Origin of the sequence: Pseudomonas sp. BNK-44-b, from assembly GCF_047456245.1 — a bacterium.
In the GTDB taxonomy this organism is placed as follows: Bacteria; Pseudomonadota; Gammaproteobacteria; order Pseudomonadales; family Pseudomonadaceae; genus Aquipseudomonas; species Aquipseudomonas machongensis.
The window spans coordinates 3,229,297-3,252,145 of the sequence record NZ_CP179908.1 but is presented as its reverse complement, the minus strand read 5'-3'; the positions used below and the strand labels follow the sequence as shown (position 1 = coordinate 3,252,145).

The 22,849-nt window shown below is 61.8% G+C and carries 20 protein-coding genes, 2 tRNA genes and 2 rRNA genes; 12 read left to right on the top strand and 12 right to left on the bottom strand.

Translation table 11 applies throughout. The features are described from left to right. Positions 1-67 precede the first annotated feature (67 nt). From ACMGGG_RS14940 to rrf, 4 genes are all read left to right on the top strand, one after another. Positions 68-144, top strand: a tRNA-Ile gene (locus ACMGGG_RS14940). A gap of 6 nt (positions 145-150) precedes the next feature. Continuing rightward, positions 151-226, top strand: a tRNA-Ala gene (locus ACMGGG_RS14935). Between the two features lie 222 nt (positions 227-448). Continuing rightward, positions 449-3,341, top strand: a 23S ribosomal RNA gene (locus tag ACMGGG_RS14930). Between the two features lie 133 nt (positions 3,342-3,474). Next, positions 3,475-3,590: ribosomal RNA gene (rrf, locus tag ACMGGG_RS14925) — 5S ribosomal RNA — on the top strand. 94 nt (positions 3,591-3,684) lie between these two features. On the opposite strand, the gene ACMGGG_RS14920 is transcribed toward rrf, so the two are convergent. Beyond that, positions 3,685-4,548 carry a universal stress protein gene (locus ACMGGG_RS14920; RefSeq protein WP_054895320.1) on the bottom strand — a complete coding sequence of 288 codons (864 nt, stop codon included), beginning with the start codon at positions 4,546-4,548 and terminating at the stop codon, positions 3,685-3,687. A gap of 152 nt (positions 4,549-4,700) precedes the next feature. On the opposite strand from ACMGGG_RS14920, the gene ACMGGG_RS14915 reads away from it, so the two are divergent. Further along, entirely contained in the window at positions 4,701-5,318 is a 618-nt protein-coding gene (locus ACMGGG_RS14915) for a tRNA-(ms[2]io[6]A)-hydroxylase (RefSeq protein WP_054895321.1), read from the top strand. A gap of 30 nt (positions 5,319-5,348) precedes the next feature. Here ACMGGG_RS14915 and ACMGGG_RS14910 read toward each other — a convergent pair whose 3' ends face one another. Beyond that, positions 5,349-5,669, bottom strand: a complete 321-nt coding sequence (locus ACMGGG_RS14910) for a DUF883 family protein (RefSeq protein WP_054895322.1) — start codon at positions 5,667-5,669, stop codon at positions 5,349-5,351. A gap of 127 nt (positions 5,670-5,796) precedes the next feature. On the opposite strand from ACMGGG_RS14910, the gene ACMGGG_RS14905 reads away from it, so the two are divergent. Further along, positions 5,797-6,060, top strand: coding sequence for a hypothetical protein (locus ACMGGG_RS14905; RefSeq protein ID WP_054895323.1), 264 nt, complete (start codon positions 5,797-5,799; stop codon positions 6,058-6,060). Positions 6,061-6,063: 3 nt separating this feature from the next. Here ACMGGG_RS14905 and ACMGGG_RS14900 read toward each other — a convergent pair whose 3' ends face one another. Continuing rightward, positions 6,064-6,552 carry an LEA type 2 family protein gene (locus ACMGGG_RS14900; RefSeq protein WP_054895324.1) on the bottom strand — a complete coding sequence of 163 codons (489 nt, stop codon included), beginning with the start codon at positions 6,550-6,552 and terminating at the stop codon, positions 6,064-6,066. Between the two features lie 201 nt (positions 6,553-6,753). Here ACMGGG_RS14900 and ACMGGG_RS14895 point away from each other — a divergent pair, with 201 nt between their 5' ends. From ACMGGG_RS14895 to ACMGGG_RS14880, 4 genes are read left to right on the top strand one after another with little or no spacing between them, the layout of a single operon-like run. Next, positions 6,754-7,074: a hypothetical protein gene (locus ACMGGG_RS14895; RefSeq protein WP_414153977.1), complete on the top strand. Its 321-nt coding sequence runs from the start codon at positions 6,754-6,756 to the stop codon at positions 7,072-7,074. 25 nt (positions 7,075-7,099) lie between these two features. After that, positions 7,100-8,248 (top strand): PQQ-dependent sugar dehydrogenase, encoded by a 1,149-nt coding sequence (locus ACMGGG_RS14890; RefSeq protein WP_414153976.1) that lies wholly within the window; start codon positions 7,100-7,102, stop codon positions 8,246-8,248. 54 nt (positions 8,249-8,302) lie between these two features. Beyond that, the gene (gene zapE / locus ACMGGG_RS14885; protein ID WP_414153975.1) at positions 8,303-9,403 is read left to right on the top strand and encodes a cell division protein ZapE; all 1,101 of its coding nucleotides are present in this window, start codon (positions 8,303-8,305) and stop codon (positions 9,401-9,403) included. Between the two features lie 11 nt (positions 9,404-9,414). Continuing rightward, positions 9,415-9,996 carry a DinB family protein gene (locus tag ACMGGG_RS14880; protein ID WP_414153974.1) on the top strand — a complete coding sequence of 194 codons (582 nt, stop codon included), beginning with the start codon at positions 9,415-9,417 and terminating at the stop codon, positions 9,994-9,996. A 78-nt stretch (positions 9,997-10,074) separates the two neighbouring features. On the opposite strand, the gene ACMGGG_RS14875 is transcribed toward ACMGGG_RS14880, so the two are convergent. From ACMGGG_RS14875 to yegQ, 6 genes are all read right to left on the bottom strand, one after another. Further along, positions 10,075-11,073 carry an alpha/beta fold hydrolase gene (locus ACMGGG_RS14875; protein WP_054895328.1) on the bottom strand — a complete coding sequence of 333 codons (999 nt, stop codon included), beginning with the start codon at positions 11,071-11,073 and terminating at the stop codon, positions 10,075-10,077. Positions 11,074-11,148: 75 nt separating this feature from the next. Then, positions 11,149-11,586 (bottom strand): YqaA family protein, encoded by a 438-nt coding sequence (locus ACMGGG_RS14870; RefSeq protein WP_063545534.1) that lies wholly within the window; start codon positions 11,584-11,586, stop codon positions 11,149-11,151. Continuing rightward, positions 11,586-12,014 carry a DUF411 domain-containing protein gene (locus ACMGGG_RS14865; RefSeq protein ID WP_054895330.1) on the bottom strand — a complete coding sequence of 143 codons (429 nt, stop codon included), beginning with the start codon at positions 12,012-12,014 and terminating at the stop codon, positions 11,586-11,588. Before ACMGGG_RS14865 ends, ACMGGG_RS14870 begins: the two co-directional genes overlap by 1 nt. A 12-nt stretch (positions 12,015-12,026) precedes the next feature. After that, complete coding sequence (locus ACMGGG_RS14860; protein WP_063545533.1) at positions 12,027-12,833, bottom strand: copper resistance protein B; 807 nt, start codon at positions 12,831-12,833, stop codon at positions 12,027-12,029. Then, positions 12,826-14,553: a copper resistance system multicopper oxidase gene (locus tag ACMGGG_RS14855; protein ID WP_063545532.1), complete on the bottom strand. Its 1,728-nt coding sequence runs from the start codon at positions 14,551-14,553 to the stop codon at positions 12,826-12,828. The genes ACMGGG_RS14860 and ACMGGG_RS14855 overlap by 8 nt, the downstream gene beginning before the upstream one ends. A gap of 148 nt (positions 14,554-14,701) precedes the next feature. Next, positions 14,702-16,036 (bottom strand): tRNA 5-hydroxyuridine modification protein YegQ, encoded by a 1,335-nt coding sequence (gene yegQ, locus ACMGGG_RS14850; RefSeq protein WP_063545531.1) that lies wholly within the window; start codon positions 16,034-16,036, stop codon positions 14,702-14,704. Between the two features lie 132 nt (positions 16,037-16,168). On the opposite strand from yegQ, the gene ACMGGG_RS14845 reads away from it, so the two are divergent. Further along, positions 16,169-17,233, top strand: a complete 1,065-nt coding sequence (locus ACMGGG_RS14845) for an AI-2E family transporter (protein ID WP_054895332.1) — start codon at positions 16,169-16,171, stop codon at positions 17,231-17,233. Positions 17,234-17,307: 74 nt separating this feature from the next. Here ACMGGG_RS14845 and ACMGGG_RS14840 read toward each other — a convergent pair whose 3' ends face one another. Then, complete coding sequence (locus ACMGGG_RS14840; protein WP_063545530.1) at positions 17,308-19,356, bottom strand: TonB-dependent receptor family protein; 2,049 nt, start codon at positions 19,354-19,356, stop codon at positions 17,308-17,310. Positions 19,357-19,489: 133 nt separating this feature from the next. Here ACMGGG_RS14840 and ACMGGG_RS14835 point away from each other — a divergent pair, with 133 nt between their 5' ends. Continuing rightward, positions 19,490-20,110, top strand: coding sequence for a TetR/AcrR family transcriptional regulator (locus tag ACMGGG_RS14835; protein ID WP_054895334.1), 621 nt, complete (start codon positions 19,490-19,492; stop codon positions 20,108-20,110). Positions 20,111-20,179: 69 nt separating this feature from the next. On the opposite strand, the gene preA is transcribed toward ACMGGG_RS14835, so the two are convergent. Further along, positions 20,180-21,454 (bottom strand): NAD-dependent dihydropyrimidine dehydrogenase subunit PreA, encoded by a 1,275-nt coding sequence (preA, locus tag ACMGGG_RS14830; protein WP_414153973.1) that lies wholly within the window; start codon positions 21,452-21,454, stop codon positions 20,180-20,182. Then, complete coding sequence (locus ACMGGG_RS14825; protein WP_063545528.1) at positions 21,455-22,822, bottom strand: NAD(P)-dependent oxidoreductase; 1,368 nt, start codon at positions 22,820-22,822, stop codon at positions 21,455-21,457. Positions 22,823-22,849 lie beyond the last annotated feature (27 nt).

Below are 22,849 nucleotides of genomic sequence, written 5' to 3'. Positions count from 1 at the left end.
ATCAGCCTGCTGATGAGCTCCCACACGAATTGCTTGATTCATTGTGAAGACGATCAAGACCCTATATAGGTCTGTAGCTCAGTTGGTTAGAGCGCACCCCTGATAAGGGTGAGGTCGGCAGTTCAAATCTGCCCAGACCTACCAATATGCGGGGCCATAGCTCAGCTGGGAGAGCGCCTGCCTTGCACGCAGGAGGTCAGCGGTTCGATCCCGCTTGGCTCCACCACTTACGCTGTACCTTGATCAGAACCTAGAAATGAACATTCGTCGATGAATGTTGATTTCTGGCTTTTGTCAGATCGTTCTTTAAAAATTCGGATATGTGATAGAAATAGACTGAATGCCAGTTTCACTGCTGGTAATTCAGGCTAAGGTAAAATTTGTGAGTTCTCACGAATTTTCGGCGAATGTCGTCTTCACAGTATAACCAGATTGCTTGGGGTTATATGGTCAAGTGAAGAAGCGCATACGGTGGATGCCTTGGCAGTCAGAGGCGATGAAAGACGTGGTAGCCTGCGATAAGCTTTGGGGAGTCGGCAAACAGACTGTGATCCAGAGATCTCTGAATGGGGGAACCCACTCAGCATAAGCTGAGTATCTTGTACTGAATACATAGGTGCAAGAGGCGAACCAGGGGAACTGAAACATCTAAGTACCCTGAGGAAAAGAAATCAACCGAGATTCCCTTAGTAGTGGCGAGCGAACGGGGACCAGCCCTTAAGTTGATTTGAGATTAGTGGAACGCTCTGGAAAGTGCGGCCATAGTGGGTGATAGCCCCGTACACGAAAGTCTCTTTTCAATGAAATCGAGTAGGACGGAGCACGAGAAACTTTGTCTGAACATGGGGGGACCATCCTCCAAGGCTAAATACTACTGACTGACCGATAGTGAACCAGTACCGTGAGGGAAAGGCGAAAAGAACCCCGGAGAGGGGAGTGAAATAGAACCTGAAACCGTATGCGTACAAGCAGTGGGAGCCTACTATGTTAGGTGACTGCGTACCTTTTGTATAATGGGTCAGCGACTTATATTCAGTGGCGAGCTTAACCGAATAGGGGAGGCGTAGCGAAAGCGAGTCTTAATAGGGCGCTTTAGTCGCTGGGTATAGACCCGAAACCGGGCGATCTATCCATGGGCAGGTTGAAGGTTAGGTAACACTGACTGGAGGACCGAACCGACTACCGTTGAAAAGTTAGCGGATGACCTGTGGATCGGAGTGAAAGGCTAATCAAGCTCGGAGATAGCTGGTTCTCCTCGAAAGCTATTTAGGTAGCGCCTCATGTATCACTGCTGGGGGTAGAGCACTGTTTCGGCTAGGGGGTCATCCCGACTTACCAAACCGATGCAAACTCCGAATACCAGCAAGTGCCGAGCATGGGAGACACACGGCGGGTGCTAACGTCCGTCGTGAAAAGGGAAACAACCCAGACCGTCAGCTAAGGTCCCAAAGTCATGGTTAAGTGGGAAACGATGTGGGAAGGCTTAGACAGCTAGGAGGTTGGCTTAGAAGCAGCCACCCTTTAAAGAAAGCGTAATAGCTCACTAGTCGAGTCGGCCTGCGCGGAAGATGTAACGGGGCTCAAACCATGCACCGAAGCTACGGGTATCACCTTTGGTGATGCGGTAGAGGAGCGTTCTGTAAGCCTGTGAAGGTGAGTTGAGAAGCTTGCTGGAGGTATCAGAAGTGCGAATGCTGACATGAGTAACGACAATGCGAGTGAAAAACTCGCACGCCGAAAGACCAAGGTTTCCTGCGCAACGTTAATCGACGCAGGGTTAGTCGGTCCCTAAGGCGAGGCTGAAAAGCGTAGTCGATGGAAAACAGGTTAATATTCCTGTACTTCCAGTTATTGCGATGGAGGGACGGAGAAGGTTAGGCCAGCCTGGCGTTGGTTGTCCAGGTTTAAGGTGGTAGGCTGAAATCTTAGGCAAATCCGGGATTTCAAGGCCGAGAGCTGATGACGAGCGCTCTTTAGAGTGCGAAGTGGTTGATACCATGCTTCCAAGAAAAGCTCCTAAGCTTCAGATAACTGGGAACCGTACCCCAAACCGACACAGGTGGTTAGGTAGAGAATACCAAGGCGCTTGAGAGAACTCGGGTGAAGGAACTAGGCAAAATGGCACCGTAACTTCGGGAGAAGGTGCGCCGGCGAGGGTGAAGGACTTGCTCCGTAAGCCCATGCCGGTCGAAGATACCAGGCCGCTGCGACTGTTTATTAAAAACACAGCACTCTGCAAACACGAAAGTGGACGTATAGGGTGTGACGCCTGCCCGGTGCCGGAAGGTTAATTGATGGGGTTAGCGCAAGCGAAGCTCTTGATCGAAGCCCCGGTAAACGGCGGCCGTAACTATAACGGTCCTAAGGTAGCGAAATTCCTTGTCGGGTAAGTTCCGACCTGCACGAATGGCGTAACGATGGCGGCGCTGTCTCCACCCGAGACTCAGTGAAATTGAAATCGCTGTGAAGATGCAGTGTATCCGCGGCTAGACGGAAAGACCCCGTGAACCTTTACTATAGCTTTGCACTGGACTTTGAGCTTGCTTGTGTAGGATAGGTGGGAGGCTTTGAAGTGGGGACGCCAGTTCTCATGGAGCCATCCTTGAAATACCACCCTGGCAACCTTGAGGTTCTAACTCAGGTCCGTGATCCGGATCGAGGACAGTGTATGGTGGGTAGTTTGACTGGGGCGGTCTCCTCCCAAAGAGTAACGGAGGAGTACGAAGGTGCGCTCAGACCGGTCGGAAATCGGTCGTAGAGTATAAAGGCAAAAGCGCGCTTGACTGCGAGACACACACGTCGAGCAGGTACGAAAGTAGGTCTTAGTGATCCGGTGGTTCTGTATGGAAGGGCCATCGCTCAACGGATAAAAGGTACTCCGGGGATAACAGGCTGATACCGCCCAAGAGTTCATATCGACGGCGGTGTTTGGCACCTCGATGTCGGCTCATCACATCCTGGGGCTGAAGCCGGTCCCAAGGGTATGGCTGTTCGCCATTTAAAGTGGTACGCGAGCTGGGTTTAGAACGTCGTGAGACAGTTCGGTCCCTATCTGCCGTGGACGTTTGAGATTTGAGAGGGGCTGCTCCTAGTACGAGAGGACCGGAGTGGACGAACCTCTGGTGTTCCGGTTGTCACGCCAGTGGCATTGCCGGGTAGCTATGTTCGGAAGAGATAACCGCTGAAAGCATCTAAGCGGGAAACTTGCCTCAAGATGAGATCTCACTGGGATCTTGAATCCCCTGAAGGGCCGTCGAAGACTACGACGTTGATAGGTTGGGTGTGTAAGCGCTGTGAGGCGTTGAGCTAACCAATACTAATTGCCCGTGAGGCTTGACCATATAACACCCAAGCAATCTGCCCTGCAGATTGTGGTGGTGAAGACGAAACGAACCGAAAGTTCGAAGCGACCCACAAAGATCACATATCCGAATTGGCTGGCGTGTCTGCAAGGACGCACTGGCAACCGAATTTCTTGACGACCATAGAGCATTGGAACCACCTGATCCCATCCCGAACTCAGCAGTGAAACGATGCATCGCCGATGGTAGTGTGGGGTTTCCCCATGTGAGAGTAGGTCATCGTCAAGATTCATTTCGCAAAACCCCTATCTGCGCGAGCAGGTAGGGGTTTTGTCTTTCTGGCCGTCCGAAACAGCGACTGAAAAACCGATCTGTATCGCAATCAACCGCGCGCCAACTCGGCCAGGTGCGTCGTGGCCTCCTCGCTCTTGAGCACCAGTACATCCCCCTCGAGTGAATCAAGCACCACCTCGGCGGTGTTGCCGATCAAGGCGCCAGATATCCCCGTGCGCGCAACGGTACCAACGATGGTGACCACCGCATCGATCTGTTTCTCGGTATAGGGAATCAGTACATCGGCAGGCCCCTCGGCGACATGCAGGCGATCCTCGCTGATATCGAACTCCGCCTGGAATGCCGAGCACGCTTCGCGGTAGCGTTTTTCGATGGTTTCGCTGAGCTGATACACCGGGTCGGACGCCGACAGCATAGGCGAGGGGTGAGCGCTGATCACATGCAGCTCGCCTTTGGCCAGGCTGGCGATCGCATAGCCATGGTCGATGATGCTGGCATGTAGCCGCCGATGATCCCCGTCCTGATTCCCCACATCCACCGCTGCGAGGATCTTGCCGCCGGTCCAAGGCCGTTCGCTTTTGACCATCAGCACGGCGCAGGGGCATTGGCGCAACAGTTTCCAGTCGCTGGGTGTGAGCAGCGCCTTGCGCAGCGGATTGTCCGGACGATGCTCCTTGATCACCAGTTCGCACCCTTCGGCTTGCTGCACACTGATAATCGACTCATGGAGCGTGTCATGCCAGGCCTGCTCATGGGTGACATTGTCGTAGCCATCATCATGCAGTTGGCTACTGAGCAGGCTGAGCAGGGCGCTATGGTCCTGCTTCTTGTCGCACATCAGCAGATGCAGGCGTGCGCCGGTCACCCCGGCGATCAGCTTGGCCCGGGTCAACGCCCGGCTGTGGGCGTGCTCGGGGTCGAGTACGACGAGGATGCTGCGAACGGCTTGCATGGGCATGACTCCGTTGGGATATGAAGGCCAATGCCTGACTATAGTCGGCGGTCTGTGTCGCGCCGTTTGATGTGTATCAAGCATAGTCGCTGGCGATCGGCATCGCCCTCGGTATAATCCGCGCTCCTGCGATGCTACCCAGCTGTGAGCTTATGTCCCTGACCCCTGAAATCGACGCCTTCCTTGGCTGCCCTACGCCTGACGCCTGGATCGAAGCGGCGCTCGCCGACCAGGAAACCCTGCTGATCGACCACAAGAACTGCGAGTTCAAGGCCGCCAGCACCGCGCTCAGCCTGATCGCCAAGTACAACACCCATCTGGACTTGATCAACATGATGTCGCGCCTGGCTCGTGAGGAGCTGGTGCACCATGAACAGGTTCTGCGTCTGATGAAGCGTCGTGGCGTCCCCCTGCGGCCTGTTTCGGCAGGACGATATGCCTCGGGCTTGCGCCGCGTCGTGCGTGCTCACGAGCCGGTCAAGCTGGTCGATACCCTGGTCGTCGGCGCTTTTATCGAGGCGCGCAGCTGTGAGCGTTTCGCAGCGCTGGTGCCACACCTGGATGAGGAGCTTGGCACCTTCTACCACGGCCTGCTCAAGAGTGAGGCACGTCATTACCAGGGCTACCTGAAACTGGCGCACCACTATGGTGAACAAGCTGATATCGCGCGGGTGGTGGAGAAGGTGAGGGAAGTGGAAGCCGAGCTGATCAGCTCGCCAGATATGGAGATGCGCTTTCACAGCGGCATCCCGATGGCCCAGCCCGCCTGAGGGCGAGCGGGCCCGCGGGGGCGCGTCAGCTTACTGACGACGGCCGAGCAGCAAGCCGACCACCAGCCCGAAACCTGCGGAAATCGCGACGGTCTGCCACGGATGACCACCAATGTACTCCTGCGTGGCATCTACCACCGGCTGTGCCTTCTGCCCCAGACGACTGGTGGCCTGACGTGCCTGGCGCAGCTTCAGGCCAAGCTGGGCGCGCAAGGTGTCGGCTTCTTCGCCCACCAGTGAGGCGCTGTCGTCGAGAAGCTTTTCGGACTCCTCGATCAAGGCCTGCAGCTCACTGAAAACTTGGTCCTTGATCTGATCGCTGTCGACTGTTGCGGTGGATTTCCTGGCCATGAACACGTCCTCGTAGATGGATTGACTTGTACAGTGGATAACGGCGTGCGTCGAAAGTTGCACCGGCATACCAGCGCCTCGCCGCTAGGTGTAAGATAGCGCTCATTTTCAAGCGGCAGGAAAGACCATGAGTTTCAATCTGGCCAACAGAGATTTCGCCGAACGCGCGCAGATCGAGGCGGAAAAAGCCCGACTGTTTCAGCTTTGGCAGAGCAACCTCGGCAAGGCCAAGGGTGAAGCAGCCCGAATGATCGCCGAGAAACCCCGACGCAAGGGCAAATGGGCCGAATGGGTCCGTGCCGAGCTGGAGGGTATGTCGCCCCCGGAGTTCGCCGACATGGTTCGCAGCGAAGTCAACAAGATGATGGCGGCAGCCAGCGCCAACCGCTGATCCTCACCAGCCTGCACCCCCAGGCTGCGGCAGATCGAGCTTGCCTTTATCGGTGAAGCGCACCGTACCCAGCGGTCCGCCGGCCAGCTTCCCGCGCAGCACATAGGGCAATCCCTGTAGCGATTGGGTTTGGCTGAGACCATACGCCTGGCGCAAGAACGAAAATGCGGTGATGCTCACCGGGACCACGATCACCGCCTCGTCATAACGGCCGATATGCCCGCGCTGGTCGCTGACACCTGCCGCCAACGGTTGATCGTTCACTTCCAGGTTCAGTGCAATACCGTTGAAGTCCACCGGCGTCTCGTTGGGGTTCTGCACGCGTATCTTCACTGCCATGCGCAACTCCAGGTCCTGCCCGGGCAGGGGTTCGATACCGATGACATTGATGTTCAGCGGATCGCGGTTTTGCAGCAGTGCGCAGGCATTGAGAGCGAGGGCCAGCAGCAGGGCCAGGCACAGTCGGGCTGAGTTACGCAAGCAGGCGGTCATGTCAGGGGGCCTTGGCTGTAGAGGGCCCTTGAGTGTGGCAAATACAGTTCATCGGTGAAACCCTCGCTGTCGCCCCGAGCGCTTCCGGGCTGAAGGAAACATCACGAATCAACTCCATTGGTTTTCATGCTTTTGTCGCGAACCTGAAGCGCCTTAGGCTATCCAACGCTTGGGCGCGACTTTTCGTACCGGAGATGAAGGATGAAACCTACACTGCCTTTCCTCGCCATCAGCCTGCTGCTGTGCCTTCCCGCGCACGCGGCCCCCGTGCAGATGCCCTTGCTTGCCGGCAGCGACCGCAATAACCCCTACAACAGTCCGATTCAGCGCGCCAACCCCAATAGCCGCCAAGGCAGTGTACCGGCGACGCCGCCGGTGCGCGGTCCCTCGACCCAACCGATTGTGCGGCCACCGACGCTGGACAACCGCGGCATCGGCAACGGTGACAACCTGCGCCGTCAGCAACAGACCCCGAACCTGGAACCCACTCGGCCACCGCGCGATTCACAACGTGCGCCCTGAGCCTCTTGATTGGAAGGATCCCCGCATGACGTCACGTATCTGGATGACCACCCTGGCTGCAGCCGCGCTGTTCCCGCTATTGGCGCAGGCTGCCGGCGACAGGCAGTTTCCGAGCGAAGAAGGGCAGTTGACCGTCAGTACCGTTGCCGATGGCCTGGTCAACCCGTGGGCTTTGGCATTCCTGCCGGGGGGCAAGGATATGCTCGTCACCGAGCGCTCAGGAAACCTGCGCATCGTCGGGGCCGAAGGCAAGGTCGGGCCTCCGCTGTCAGGGGTCCCCAAGGTCTGGGCGCAAGGGCAGGGCGGTCTGCTGGATGTGGTGCTTTCGCCGGAGTTCAACCAGGATCGCACGGTGTACCTGTCGTATGCCGAGGAGGGCGCGGACGGCAAGGGAGGCACGGCGGTCGGACGTGGCCAGCTGTCGCAGGACCGCGCGCGCCTGGAAAATTTCACCGTGATCTTCCGCCAGCAACCCAAGCTGTCTGACGGTAACCACTTCGGTTCGCGACTGGTGTTCGACCGCGACGGGTATCTATTCATTGCCTTGGGCGAGAACAACCAGCGCCCCACCGCCCAGGATCTGGACAAGTTGCAGGGCAAGCTGGTCCGCATCCTGCCTGATGGCGAGGTGCCCAAGGACAACCCCTTCGTCGGCCAGAAGAATGTGCGCCCGGAAATCTGGTCGTACGGCCACCGCAACCAGCAGGGCGCGGCGCTCAACCCTTGGACAGGCAAGCTCTGGACCCACGAGCATGGCCCACGCGGCGGCGATGAGATCAACATTCCCCAGGCAGGAAAGAACTACGGTTGGCCGATCGCGACCCATGGCATCAACTACTCGCTGATGCCGATCCCCGAGGCCAAGGGCAAGCATGTCCAGGGTATGGAAGATCCGCACCATGTGTGGGAGAAGTCCCCAGGTATCAGTGGCATGGCTTTCTACGACAGCCCGACCTTCAAGGCCTGGGATCACAACCTGTTCATCGGGGCGTTGGCTACTCAGGAGCTCATTCGTCTGCAGCTCGACGGTGACAAGATCGTCCACGAAGAGCGCCTGTTGGGGGAACTCAAGGCGCGTATTCGTGATGTGCGAGTGGGGCCGGACGGTTACCTTTACGTGCTGACCGACGCCAAGGATGGGGCGCTGCTGAAGGTAGGCCTGAGCGGGAGTTGATGGCGGATTCGGGAAACCCCCATTACCATGGCGATTTGCCCACGACCCATCGCCATGACGCCCTACGCCCTTTATCAGCAAGCCATCCTGCAGCAAGGCTTTGCCGCCGATCCTGCACAGGCTGAGGCTGTTGCCGCCCTGCAGCATTGCTTCGAGGTGCTGGAGCAGGGGCGTAGCGGCCAGGGCGTCTACCTGTGGGGCCCGGTCGGACGTGGCAAGACCTGGTTGATGGATCAATTCCAGCAGTGCCTTGCGGTTCCTTCCCGGCGACAGCATTTTCATCACTTCATGGCCTGGGTGCACCAGCGCCTGTTTTTGCTGAGTGGCACTGCCGACCCACTGCATGCGTTGGCCCAAGAGCTGGCCAGGGATATCCGCGTACTGTGCTTCGATGAGCTGTTTGTCAGCGATATTGGCGACGCGATCATCCTGGGGCGCCTGTTTCAGGTGCTGTTCGATCAGGGCGTGGTGATCGTCGCTACGTCCAACCAGCCGCCCGACCAGCTGTATCTCGACGGATTCAATCGGGAGCGCTTCTTGCCGGCCATCGCCGCGATCCAGCGGCACATGCAGATCGTTTCCGTGGCTGGTGAACAAGACCACCGCCTGCACCCCGGCGAACAACGCCAGCGCTACTGGATTGCCGAGGCGGGCAAGCCCGGCGCAATGGTCGAGGTATTCCGGCAACTGAGCGCGGATGACCCCGGCACCGACCAACCGTTGCAGGTCGGGTCGCGGCAGATCCAGGTGATTCGCCGCAGCGAGCAGGTGATCTGGTGTCGCTTCGCCGACCTGTGCGAGCAACCGCTGGCGGCGACTGAGTTCATGGCCCTGTGTGACCGCTATACGGCCATCCTGCTGGAGGGGCTGCCAGCACTGGGCGGGGTGCAACGTGCCGGGCGCATCGCCCGCGGAACCGAGGACGGCGCCCGGCGTGTAGTGGCTGGTGATCGCCAGTTACCGGCGCTGTCGCGCCGCGATGACAGTGTGCGGCGTTTCATCGCATTGGTCGACGAATGCTACGACCGTCGGGTCGCCTTGTACCTGGAAGCGGAGGTTGCGCTCGAAGCGCTCTACACTCAAGGGTATCTAGCGTTCCCGTTCAGGCGGACCCTGAGCCGGCTGCGGGAGATGCAACTGCAACGCTTCGCCTGAAGGAGCCGACCATGGAGCTGCTGTCGCACCATCTGCTGACCCAGGCCTACAACAATGGCTGGGCCAACCATCGCCTGTACAAGGCATGCCTGCAACTGAATCACGACGAGTTCGTCGCCCCCCGTTGCAGCTTCTTTCCCTCGATCAAGGCCACGCTCAATCACCTGCTGACGGTGGACTGGTTCTACCTCAATGCCTTGGAGAGCGAGCAGCGCGGTGAAGCCCCCGAGGCGGATGGCGAGCGCTTCTTCGAGCCTGAACAGCCGTTTGCTACCTGCACCGACCTGCACGCCCAGCAGGCCCAGGCCGACCAGCGCCTGATCGCGTATTGCCGACTGTTGCGTGACGACCAGTTGCGGCGCTATGTGAGTATCGTGCGGCCTGACCGGGTCCAGCGCGAGCAGCGCCTGCGCCTGCTCGCGCACCTGTTCGAACACCAGATCCATCACCGCGGGCAGGTGCATGCGATGCTCAGCGACACCTCGGTGCGCCCGCCGCAGCTGGACGAATTCTTCTGCGAGGAGGAAGCGCCCCTGCGTGCGGATGATTTTGCCGAACTGGGGTGGAGCGAAGAGCAGGTCTGGCGGGCGTGACAGCTTTGCCCGCGCCGTCTGTTCAGGAGCGGCCTTGTGGCCGTAGCAGGCCGCTCCCAGCTTGCCGCAAGGCGAGAGCTACTGCTGCAACCAGTTGATCAAGGCTTTGTGGAACGCTTCAGGTTCCTCGATCTGTGGGGCATGACCCATGCCCGCGAAGGTGACCAGTTGCCCCTGGGGAATCAGCTTGGCCACCTGCGGTCCGAGCTCTGCGTATTTGCCCAGGCGGGCCTTGACCTCTGGCGGGGCGATGTCGCTGCCGATGGCGGTAGTATCCTTGTCGCCGATCAGCAACAGCGTCGGCATCTTCAAGTCCTTGAACTCGTAGACCACAGGCTGGGTGAAGATCATGTCGTAGATCAGCGCCGAGTTCCATGCCACCGCCTCGTGCCCTGGCCCTTTGTTCAAGCCCACCAGCATCTGTACCCATCGCTCGTATTCCGGTTTCCAGCGCCCGGCGTAGTAGGTGTTGCGCTCGTAGTTGCGCACGCCTTCGGCATCGAGCTTGAGTTCACGCTGATACCATTGATCGACACTGCGATACGGCACGCCCAGGGCTTTCCAGTCTTCCAGGCCGATCGGATTGACCATGGCCAGTCGCTCCACCTGCTGTGGGTACATCAGCGCATAGCGGGTGGCGAGCATGCCACCGGTGGAGTGGCCCAGCACGTTGACCTTGTCGATGCCAAGCTGTTGAAGCAGTGCATGGGTGTTGTCGGCCAGTTGCTGGAAGCTGTACTGGTAGTGCTCCGGCTTGCTCGAGGTGCAGAAGCCGATCTGGTCCGGGGCGATGACCCGGTAGCCGGCCTTGCTCAGGGCATCGATGGTGGTTTCCCAGGTGGCGGCGCAGAAGTTCTTGCCATGCATCAGCACCACGCTGCGACCATTGGCCTTGCCCTGCGCAGGGACATCCATGTAGCCCATCTGCAGGGCTTGGCCCTGGGAGGTGAGAGCGAAGTGCTTGAGCGGGTGAGGGTAGGTGAAACCTTCGAGCTGTTTGCCGTAGGTGGGCGACTCGGCGGCGATGGCCGAGCTGCCGACGAGGCAGGCCAGGGCCAGGGCGGTTGCGCGCAGCATCGGGGTACTCCGTGTAGGTTCAAGTAGGAAAAGGCGACTGTAGCAGTCAGTTGACCTTCGGAACCGTGAAAGGTGTTACCCGTTGTGAAACCAGCCCAGGGTGATCATCGCGACCACCAGGTAACGCCCGGCCTTGGCCAGGGTGACCAATAGCAGGAAGCGCCAGAATGGTTCGCGCATGATGCCTGCGATCAGGGTCAGTGGATCGCCGATCACGGGCATCCAGCTCAGCAGCAGCGACCACTGGCCCCAGCGTTGGTAGCGTCGTTGCGCACTTTGCAGCTGGCTGGCGCTGAACGGAAACCAGCGTTTTTCGCGAAAGCGCTCGATCGCTCGGCCCAGCAGCCAGTTGACCAGCGAGCCGAGCACGTTGCCCAGGGTCGCTACCAGCAACAGCGTGAGCCAGGCGTCGGGGTCGCGCAGGAGCAAGCCGACCAGCACCGCCTCGGACTGCAGCGGCAGCAAGGTGGCCGCGCCAAAGGCGCTGAAAAACAGCGCCCAGAGACTGAGCATCAGTATTCGGCGACCACAGTGTCCTGGCCGTCCTGGGTCAGGCCGATGACCTGATAGGCATCCTTGTGGTCACCCATTTCCATGCCAGGCGAGCCCATGGGCATGCCCGGCACGGCCAGCCCCTTGAGATCGCTGCGTTTGGCCAACAGGCGCACCTGTTCGGCGGGCACATGCCCTTCGACGAACTTGCCGTCGATCACGCCGGTATGGCAAGACGCCAGGCGTGGTGCGACGCCCAGGCGCTGCTTGACCGCGCTCATGTTCGGCTCGACATGGTCGTTGACCGTGAAACCGTTGTCGCGCAGATGGCTGATCCACTGTTTGCAGCAGCCGCAGTTGGGGTCGCGGTAGACATCGATGACGTCGGCGGCCTGGGCCAGGCCACTGATTGCCAGCAGTCCAAAGGCCATCAGGTGTTTGTGTAGCATGGTCGAACTCCTTCAAAAACGCAGGCGCACACCTGCGACCAGACGGGTCTGCGCGGGGTCGTCGCCGTCTTCACGGGCCTGGTCGGCGCGTGTACCGTGCACGCGGTTGAAACTGACGCCGACATAGGGCGCGAAGCTGCGGGTGATTTCATAGCGCAGGCGCAGGCCAACTTCGCTTTCGGCCAGCCCCGAACCTTGTTCGCGCCCGGCGTCGTTACGGCCGAAGAAGTTGGCTTCGATGTTCGGTTCGAGGATCCAGCGATTGGTCAGCAGCATAGCGTAACTGGACTCCAGGCGCAGCGCCGTCTGCTGTCGCTCGCCGGCATAAGCGGTGGCTTCGAACTCCAGCCCATACAGCGGCGTACCTTGGATGCCGAACGCTGCCCAGGCCTGGCCGCTGGCAGGTTTGAAGTCCTGGCGTATACCACCGACCAGCTCCCACCAGGGGCTGATGGCATGGCCCCATAGCGCCTGCAGTTCGGCCTTGTGGGTGATGCCCTGTTCACGTTCGCCTTCGCTGCGCAGCCACAGGCGATCGATGTCGCCGCCGATCCATGCGGTGGCATTCCAGTTCAGCACGCCGCTGTTGTCGAAGTGCTGGTATTCGAGTTGATCGACGATCACCGCGCCGTTCAGTGCATCGTCATGTACCTGGTGGCCCGGCAAAAGGGGGAAGGCGGCGCGGCGGTCGGCATCGGTGATGACCGGCAACGCCGTGCTGGGCTGGGTCGGGTTCTGCTGTGCGCGCGCCTCTTCGCTGGCCAGTAGCACCAGCAGTGTGATGCTGGTCAGGATCCAGCGGCTGTTGAACTCATTCATCGACCCGTACCTCGCGGAACATGCCGGTCTCCATGTGGTAGAGCAGGTGGCAGTGGTAGGCCCAGCGGCCCAGGGCGTCGGCACTGACCCGGTAGCTGCGGCGAGTGCCGGGCGGGATATCGAGGGTGTGCTTGCGCACCATGAAGTTGCCCTGCTCATCCTCCAGGTCGCTCCACATGCCATGCAGGTGAATGGGGTGGGCCATCATGGTGTCGTTGACCAGGGTGATGCGCACCCGCTCGCCATAGGTAAGGCGCAGCGGCTGGGCGTCGCTGAACTTCACGCCGTCGAATGACCAGGCAAAGCGCTCCATGTGGCCGGTGAGGTGCAGTTCGATATCGCGTGAAGGCGGGCGGCCGTCGGGGTCTTCGAAACGGCTGCGCAGGTCGGCGTAGGTCAGCACCCGGCGGCCGTTGTCGCGCAGGCCGATACCGGGGTCGCCCAGGTTTGGGCGGGGCGCCATGGTCTGCATGTCGACCAGCGGGTTGTCAGTCTCGCTGGCCGGGTGTGGCTGCATGGCGGCCATTGCCGCGTGATCCATGCTGGCCATGCTGGCGTGGTCCATGCCAGGCATGTCTGCCATTGCGGTGCCGCCCATGCCGCCGTGCCCCATGTCGTTAAAGGTCAGGCGGGGGCGTGGGTCCGTTGCAGGGACGGGCGCCTGCTGGCCGTGAGCATGTGCCAGGGTGCCACGGGCAAAGCCGGTGCGGTCCATGCTCTGGGCGAACAGCGTGTAGGCTGGCGCATCGCCCGGCTCGACCAGTACGTCGAAGGTTTCGGCCACGGCGATGCGCAGTTCGTCGACCGTCACCGGCACCACAGGTAGGCCGTCTGCGGCGATCACGGTGAGTTTCAGGCCGGGGATGCGGAAGTCGAAGTAGGTCATGGCCGAGGCGTTGATCAGGCGCAGGCGTACCGTCTCGCCGGGGCGGAACAGGCAGGTGAAGTTGCCGTCCGGCGGCTGGCCGTTGAGCAGGTAGCTGTAGGTGGCCGCGCTGATGTCGGCAAGGTCGGTGGGGCTCATGCGCATGCCGGCCCACATCAGGCGCTCGTCGACGGTCTTGCGCCAGCCGTCGCGAGCGACATCCTCGATGAAGTCACCCACGGTGAGCTTGTGGTAGTTGAAGGCGTCGGACTGCTTCTTGAGCGTCGCCAGCAGTGCTTCAGGGGCCTGATCGCTCCAGTCGCTGAACAGCAGCACATGGTCGCGCTGGTAGGCGTGTGGCTCGGCCTCGCGCGGTTCGATGACGATTGCCCCATAGACCCCCGCCTGCTCTTGCAGCCCGGAATGGCTGTGGTACCAGTAGGTGCCACTCTGGCGCAGGGTGAAGTGGTAAAGGTAGTCGCCGCCAGGTTCGATGCCGGCGAAGCTCAGGCCCGGAACACCGTCCATGTTGGCGGGCAGGATGATGCCGTGCCAGTGGATCGAGGTGGGTTCGGCCAGGCGGTTGCGTACGCGCAAGGTTACGCTGTCACCTTCGCGCCAGCGCAGCAGCGGACCGGGCAAACTGCCGTTGACGGTGAGGGCAGTGCGGGGGCGGCCGGTGATGTTGACGGCGGTCTGGCCCACGTACAGTTCGAAGTCCTGACCCTGCAGCGGTTGGCCTGGGCGATGGCCTTCGGCGGCGCTGGCCAGTGGGCGCCAGAGGCCCAGGCCGGCCACTGCGGTGGCGGCGCCGAGGCCTTTGACGAAGGTGCGACGGGAGGGGCTGTGGGGCATAAACGGCCTCAGGCAGGGCTTGGGTAGAGGCCTTGTCGCGATCGGGCGCGCCTTTCGTAGCCCTGGGCTTGCCTGCGAACGGCCTTGGAATAGCCCGATGATCCACCACCGTTCCTGTCAGCCAGCTGAGGCTGTCATTACAGCGTTGTCAGCCCAGGGCCTCCTGCACAGGCAGGTCGCGCATCAGCAGCCCGAATTCGAGCGATACCTGCTCCGGAATCGGCAGGTACACCAGGTGCCCGTCGCCTGGAGCCACCTCGATGGCCTGGCCTTGGCGATCACCCAGCCGGGCGAGCTCGAAGTGGTAGTTGCCGCGAGGGGTCATCAGTTCGAGGGTGTCGCCCAGTGCGAAGCGGTTCTTCACCTTCACCTCGGCCAGCCCGTCGATACGCAGCCCCGTCAGTTCGCCAACGAACTGTTGGCGCTCCGAGACCGAGTTGCCGCGCTGGTAGTTCTGGTACTCGTCGTGCACATGGCGGCGCAGGAAGCCTTCGGTGTAGCCGCGCTGGGCCAGGGACTCGAGGTTGTCCATCAGGCTGCGATCGAAGGGCCGACCGGCGACGGCGTCGTCGATCGCCTGGCGGTAGGACTGCACGGCACGGGCGCAGTAGAAGTGCGATTTGGTCCGTCCTTCGATCTTCAGCGAGTGCACGCCCATCCGGGTCAGGCGCTCGACGTGCTGTACCGCGCGCAGATCCTTGGCGTTCATGATGTAGGTGCCGTGTTCGTCCTCGAACGCAGGCATCTCTTCACCCGGGCGATTGCCCTCCTGCAGCAGGAACACCTGTTCGGTGGGCGCGCCAATGCCCAAGGTCGGTTCGCACTCACGCACGATGTCGCCGGTGGCGTTTTCCCCTGCCGGGGTCGCCTGGTACTTCCAGCGACAGGCATTGGTGCAGCTGCCCTGGTTGGCGTCGCGCTTGTTCAGGTAGCCCGACAACAGGCAGCGCCCGGAATAGGCCATGCACAGTGCGCCATGGACGAAGACCTCCAGTTCCATGTCAGGTACTTGCTGGCGGATTTCCCCGATCTCTTCCAGCGACAGCTCGCGCGACAGAATCACCCGGCTCAGGCCCAGCTGTTGCCAGAACTGCACGCTGGCCCAGTTCACTGTGTTGGCCTGCACCGACAGGTGCACGGGCATCTGTGGGAAATGCTGGCGCACCAGCATGATCAGCCCGGGGTCGGACATGATCAACGCATCGGGTGCCATCTCGATCACGGGCGCCAGGTCCTTGAGGAAGGTCTTGAGCTTGGCGTTGTGCGGCGCGATGTTGACCACCACGTAGAAGCGCTTGCCCAGGGCGTGCGCTTCCTGGATGCCCAGGGCCAGGTTGGCGTGGTCGAATTCGTTGTTGCGCACCCGCAAGCTGTAGCGCGGCTGGCCGGCGTAGACCGCATCGGCGCCATAGGCGAAGGCGTAGCGCAGGGTCTTCAGCGAGCCGGCGGGGGCCAGCAGTTCGGGCTTGGCAAGAGGGTTCATGGGGGCACCGGGGCAAAAGGTGCGGATGCTACGACCGGGCCCGGAACGCGGTATTGACCTGGATCAAGCGCTGCTGATGGCACTTTTGCCTCTACGCTGTGCACTAAGGTCCAGGACAATCGAGGAAAGCCCATGAATCAAACTGCTCTACAGAACAGAGCCCTGGCCGTATTGCTGGCGCTGGTCACCATCGCATTCTTCTGGATACTGCTGCCGTACTACGGCGCGATCTTCTGGGCCGTGATCCTCGGCATCCTGTTCGCACCGCTGCAGCGCAACCTGCTGCTGCGTTTCAACCGTCGGCGCAACCTGGCGGCCGGCGCTACCTTGGCCACCTGCCTGATGATTGCGATCCTGCCGGTGATCATCATCAGTGCCCTGCTGGTCCAGGAAGGGGCAACACTGTACCAGCGCATCGAAAGCGGCCAACTGGATATCGCCGGCTACATCGAGCGCGGCAAGGACATGCTGCCGCACTTCGCCCAGAACGGCCTGGACCGCATGGGCATGGGCAATCTCGATGGCCTGCGCGACAAGATCACCAAGTGGGCGACACAGGGTAGCCAGTTCCTTGCCAGCCAGGCTTTCAGTTTTGGCCAGGGCACCTTCGACTTCCTGGTGAGCTTCGGCATCATGCTCTACCTGCTGTACTTCTTCCTGCGTGAAGGGCCGGAGCTGGCGCGCAAGGTCCGTCAGGCCGTGCCGCTGCCCGAGCAGCAGAAGCGCCGCTTGCAGTTGAAGTTCAACCGTGTGGTGCGGGCCACGGTGAAGGGCAACCTGTTGGTGGCGATCACCCAGGGCGCGCTGGGCGGCTTGATCTTCTGGGTGCTGGATATTCCCAGTGCGCTGGTGTGGGCGGTGCTGATGGCGTTCTTGTCGCTGTTGCCTGCGGTGGGTGCCGGGATCGTCTGGGGGCCGGTTGCGGTGTATTTCCTGCTGACCGGCGCGATGTGGCAGGGCATCGTGCTGACGGCGTTCGGCGTGCTGGTGATCGGGCTGGTGGACAACCTGCTGCGCCCTATCCTGGTGGGCAAGGATACGCGCATGCCCGACTACCTGATCCTGGTGTCGACCCTGGGCGGGCTGGCGGTGTTCGGCCTCAACGGCTTCGTGATCGGGCCGTTGATCGCCGCGTTGTTCATTTCCAGCTGGACGATCTTCACCGAGACCACACCGCAGGTGCAGTTGCCGTCCTGACTCGATCTACCCAAGGGCAGGAGCAGCGTAATGCTGCTCCTGCAGGGTGCAGTTCAATTAGCCCCGGCTAATCGCTAGCGGAAGCTGTACGAAACCCCCGCATACATCCCGAACCCTTCTCCCGGGGTCGAGCGCGCAGCATCCAGCCCGGCATCGTCGTACCCTGGTGTCACCGTCGCGGCGTAGCGCTTGTTGGTCAGGTTGCGCAGGTCGAGCCAGGTCTGCCAGTCGCGCTTGGGCGAATCCCAGCCCAGACGCGCGCCCAGTAGGGCGTAGGCATCGGCGTGATAGCTGTTGGCGTAGTCCACCTGCACCTTGGAGGCCAGTTGCGTGTTCACCCCGGCGTAGAAACCGCTCGGCCAGTCGTAACGTAGCTCCGCCTGGTAGTAATGCATGGGGATGCCCGGCAAACGGTTGTCGCCGAAGCGGTCATCGTCGCGGTAATGGAAGTCGCTGAAGGTATAGGCCTGGCGCAGAGACAGCTTGCCACTGCCCGGCTGCTCCCACAGCGTGCTGTCCAGACCAGCTTCGATGCCCTGGTGCACGGTGGCGCTGGCGTTGAACTCCTTGAACGGCTGGCCCGGCACGATTTCCACTGCCAGCAGCTCGTGACGCACCTGCGAGTAGTACCAGGCCAGGTCCCAGCGCCCCAGCACCGAGTCGCCGCGGGCCCCCAGCTCCAGGGTGGTGGCCGTCTGGTTCTGCATCTCGATCGGTTGCGTTGCAACGGTCGAACTCCAGATCAACGACCAGGGGTGCGGTGGTTCGACGGAGCGACTGAGGTTGCCGTAGACCTGGGTCTGCGGATCGATGTCGTAGCGCAGGCCCAGGCGTGGTGCGTAGTCCCAGTCATGCTGGCTGACCTTGCCGCCGTTGGCGGGGAAGGTGACAGCACTTTCTCGGCGGGTGTAGATCATGGCAAGGCCCGTGGTCAGCCACAGGTTGGGGACCAGCTCCAGATCGTTGCCCAGGTGCAGCACGGTGTCCGAGCCCTGGTAGCTGAAGTCGCGGCTGCGCGGGCCGAACACATCGCCATTGCGGGCGAACTGCGAGGCGCCGCTGTTGGGCAGGTGCTTGGTGGTGCGCCAGCCAACGGTGGTCTTGCTCTCGTGGCCGAACAAGGTGTCGCGACGCAGATAGTTGAGCGTGCCGCTGACATCGGTGTAGGCCACCTTCAGGCGCATCGGGCCTTCGCGCAGGTCCATCGGGTAGTCGTGGTAGACCAGCCCGGCCTCCAGGCGTGAGTCGTCGTCGAGGAAGAAGGTGGTCTTGTTGCCCACCCAGGTGCTGCCGGGCTGGGGACGGCTGTCATCGCGGGCGAGGTAGGCCGGGTTGGCGGCGCGCGGGTGATGCTTGATCTGCGCCTTGGTCAGGCGCCCGGCCAGGTCGTTCTCGGTTTCCCGGTAGCGCAGGTAGAAGCGCGTTTCCAGATTCGGGTTGAAGCGATAGCCGACATTGGCGGCGATGCCCTTGGCACTGCCGCTGCTGTGTCGCTGGTAGCCGTCGTACTCGGCGTCGGTCAGCGCCACGTAGTAGTCGAGGTTGCCCAGCACCTGGCCAGAGCTGATGTGCCGGCGCTGGTAGCCGTGGCTGCCGACCTCATAGCGCAGTTGCAGCGGGGCGGCGTCATGGCCGGTGTGGGTCACGTAGTTGATCGCACCGCCCAGAGCCAGGGCGCCCTGCTCGAAGCCGTTGGCGCCGCGCAGTACCTCGGCGCGGCTCAGCCACAAGGGTTCGAACAGCTCGTAGGGCGTCCCGCCGGGGCCGGTCAGCGGCAAGCCGTCGAACATCGTGTAGACCCCCGAGCCATGGGCGCCAGGCGCGCGGTTGATACCCGAGCCCCGGATCGACAGCTTGATCCCGTCGTTGCCCGCCGACTGGGCGAACACGCCCGGCTGGTAGGCCAGCACATCCTGGTTGCTGGCCACGCGTCCCTGGCCGACGGTTTCCATATCCACCAGGTTGCTGGCGCCAGGGATCTCGCGCAATCGTTCGGCGGCGGCCTCCTGCTCGGATTGCTGGCGGTCCTGGATCAGCACCTGTTCGAGCTCGATGCGCTCGGCGGCATGGGTGGCGGTGCTGACCAACAGGGCCAGTAACGAAAGTGGAAGGGTCGGACGCATGGGCAGGGGTTCCAGAGCGGGTGCGCAGTTGTGACGCTACAACTGTCAGACGAAGCACAGTGGTCGATCTGCAGAGCGCAGTCCTGGCGCCTGCGTGTTAGCCTTCACAGGTTCCAGCCGCTTCGGACGCCCTATGGCCAACCACAAGATCGAGATCCGCCGTCGCAATATCGAGAAGATCCTCCAGGCAGCCGAGCAGGTGTTCGCCGAACAGGGCTACGGCGTCACCTCCATGGGCGACATCGCCGAGCGTGCGCAGTTGCCGCGTTCCAACCTGCATTACTACTTCAGTACCAAGGACGAACTCTATCGAGCGGTACTGCAGGACCTGCTGGACGTCTGGAAGCAGGATGCCCTCTGTTTCGAACGCTTCGACGACCCGCGCGTCGTGCTGACCAGCTATATCCGCGCCAAGATGGGGCACTCGCGCTCGCGGCCGCTGGGCTCGAAGGTCTGGGCCGAGGAAATCCTCCATGGCGCGCCGCTGCTGGGAGGCAGCCTGGACGATTCGCTGGTGCCTTGGGCGCAGTTGAAGGAAGCCAAGATCCGGCGGTGGGTGGAGGAGGGGCGCATCCTCCCGGTCGAGCCGTCGGCGCTGCTCTACATGATCTGGGCTTCGACTCAGCATTACGCCGATTTCGGTTATCAGGTGGCTTTGCTCAATGATGGGCAGCCGCTGTCGGACATGGCGTTCGAGCGGGCGGTACAGACGGTGACCAGCGTGATTCTGCGGGGCATCGGGCTGGAGCCTTGAGCCTGCCGGGGTGCCTGACAACCCCGGCGAGGGTTCTTGCAGGGTTCAAAATCTGAAGGCCAGCCCAGGTCAGCTCGCTTCACGATAGGGGTTGCGCGGATCCTGGGTCCAATTCAGGTACGGCTTGCCGGTCTCCTGCGCCACCATGTCGATGCAGTTTTCAACCGGGCAGGTGATCTGGCACAGGTTGCAACCCACGCATTCGGCCTCGATCACGCTGTAGACGTGCGTCCCATCGGCCTGCAGGGTGTTGGCGATGGCTTGGTGCGAGGTGTCTTCGCAGGCGATGTGGCAGCGTCCGCAGCCGATGCAGGCATCCTGGTCGATATGCGCCACCGACTTGTAGTTGATGTCCAGGTACTTCCAGTCGGTGGTGTGCGGTACGGCCTGGCCGCGGAAGGCTTCCAGGGTGCGGTGTCCGTGCTGGTCCATCCAGCGCGCCAGGCCATCTTTCATGTCTTCGACGATGCGAAAACCGTGCAACATCGCCGCCGTGCACACCTGCACCGCACCGCTGCCCAGTGCGATGAATTCCGCGGCATCGCGCCAGTTGCCGATTCCACCGATGCCACAGATCGGCAGGCCACGGGTTTCAGAATCGCGCGCAATCTCGGCGACCATGTTCAGCGCGATCGGTTTGACTGCCGAGCCGCAGTAACCGCCGTGGGTGCTCTGGTCACCGACGATGGGGTGGGCGACCATGCGGTCCAGGTCGACACTGGTGATCGAGTTGATGGTGTTGATCAACGACACGGCATCGGCTCCACCCCGGTGTGCGGCGCGGGCTGATTGGCGGATGTCGGTGATGTTGGGCGTGAGCTTGACGATCACCGGCAGTGAGCAATACGTCTTGCACCAGCGGGTGACCATTTCCACGTATTCCGGTACCTGGCCGACCGCCGCGCCCATGCCGCGCTCGGGCATGCCGTGGGGGCAGCCGAAGTTCAGCTCGATGCCATCGGCGCCGGTGGCTTCGACCAGCGGCAGGATGAACTTCCACGACTGCTCGACGCACGGCACCATCAACGACACCACCAGCGCCCGGTCGGGCCAATCCTTCTTCACCTGGGTGATTTCACGCAGGTTGATCTCCAGCGAGCGGTCGGTGATCAGCTCGATGTTGTTGATGCCCTGCACCTGGCGGTTGGCGCCGAAGTGCGCGGAGTAGCGCGACGACACGTTGACCGCCGCCGGGTCCTCGCCGAGGGTTTTCCAGACCACGCCACCCCAGCCCGCCTCGAAGGCGCGAACCACGTTGTAGGCTTTGTCGGTCGGTGGCGCGGACGCCAGCCAGAAAGGGTTGGGCGCCTTGATACCGGCGAATTCGATGGACAGATCGGCCATTTACGCTGCCTCCACATTGAGCATGAGTTGGGCATGGATGGCTTCGGCGGCCAGCTTGCCATGTTGCACGGCCTGAACGGTGAGGTCCTGGCCAAGGGCGGTGCAGTCGCCACCGGCATAGACGCCAGGCAAGCTGGTGCGCATCTGCTCGTCGACGCGGATGCGTTCGCCATCGCGCGCCAGTTGCGCCGCCACCGGATCCTTGAGCCCTGCGTCGTCGAAGCACTGACCGATGGCCTTGAAGATCGCGTCGGCGGGCAGCTCGAAGGTTTCGTCGGTATCGGCCAGTTTTCCTTCGACCTGTTTGGTGCGGACGAAGCGCATCCCCTTCACCCGGCCCTGCTCATCCAGCAGCACCGCATCGGGCCGCGCCCAGGTATGCAGGCGCACCTGGTTGGCCTTGGCGATGTCCTGCTCGTGGCCGGTGGCGCCCATGTCGGCGGCGCCGCGGCGGTAGACGAGGTTGACCTCGCGCGCCCCCAGGCGGCTCATCTGCACCGCCATGTCGATGGCGGTATTGCCCGCGCCGATCACCAGGCAGCGGTCGGCCAGCGGCAGTTGGCTGAGGTCGTCGGCCTGGCGCAGTTCACGGATGTAGTCGGTGGCGGCCAGCACGCCAGGGGCCTCTTCGTCCGGCAGGCCGAGCTGGCGCACGGCATTCAGGCCAAGGCCCAGGAATACCGCGTCGTACTGGTCACGCAGCTCGCCGAGGGTGAGGTTGTCACCCAGGCGTTGGCCATGGCGGAGCTCGATGCCGCCGATGCCGAGCAGGAAATCCACTTCACGCTGGGCGTAGTCGTCGACCAGCTTGTAGCGGGCGATGCCGTATTCGTTGAGGCCGCCAGCCTTTTCCAGCGCCTCGAAGACCACCACATCATGACCATGCAAGGCCAGGCGATGGGCACAGGACAGCCCGGCGGGGCCGGCACCGACCACTGCGATGCGCTTGCCGGTGCTGGGCGAGCGCTTGAAGGGGTGTTCGCTGAAACCGGCGTTGTCCAGGGCATAGCGTTGCAACTGGCCGATCAGCACCGGCGCGCACTCCTGGGCGTTGTTGCGTACGCAGGCTTGCTGGCAGAGGATTTCGGTCGGGCACACGCGGGCACAGCTACCACCGAGGATGTTCGCCGACAGGATCCGCTCGGCGGCGCCCTGCAGGTTTTCATCACCGATGCGGTGGATGAACGAAGGGATGTCGATTTCGCTCGGGCATGCATTCACACAGGGGGCGTCGTAGCAGTACAGGCAGCGCGCGCTTTCCACGGCGGCCTGGCGTGCGGTCAGGGGAGGGGCGAGGTCGGTGAAGGCGTCGGCGAGCTGCTCGGCGCTGGCCCTCGGGCGCGGCAAGTGGTTCAGGGTGTCGATCACGGTTGTAGCCTCTCTCTTTTTTATGGG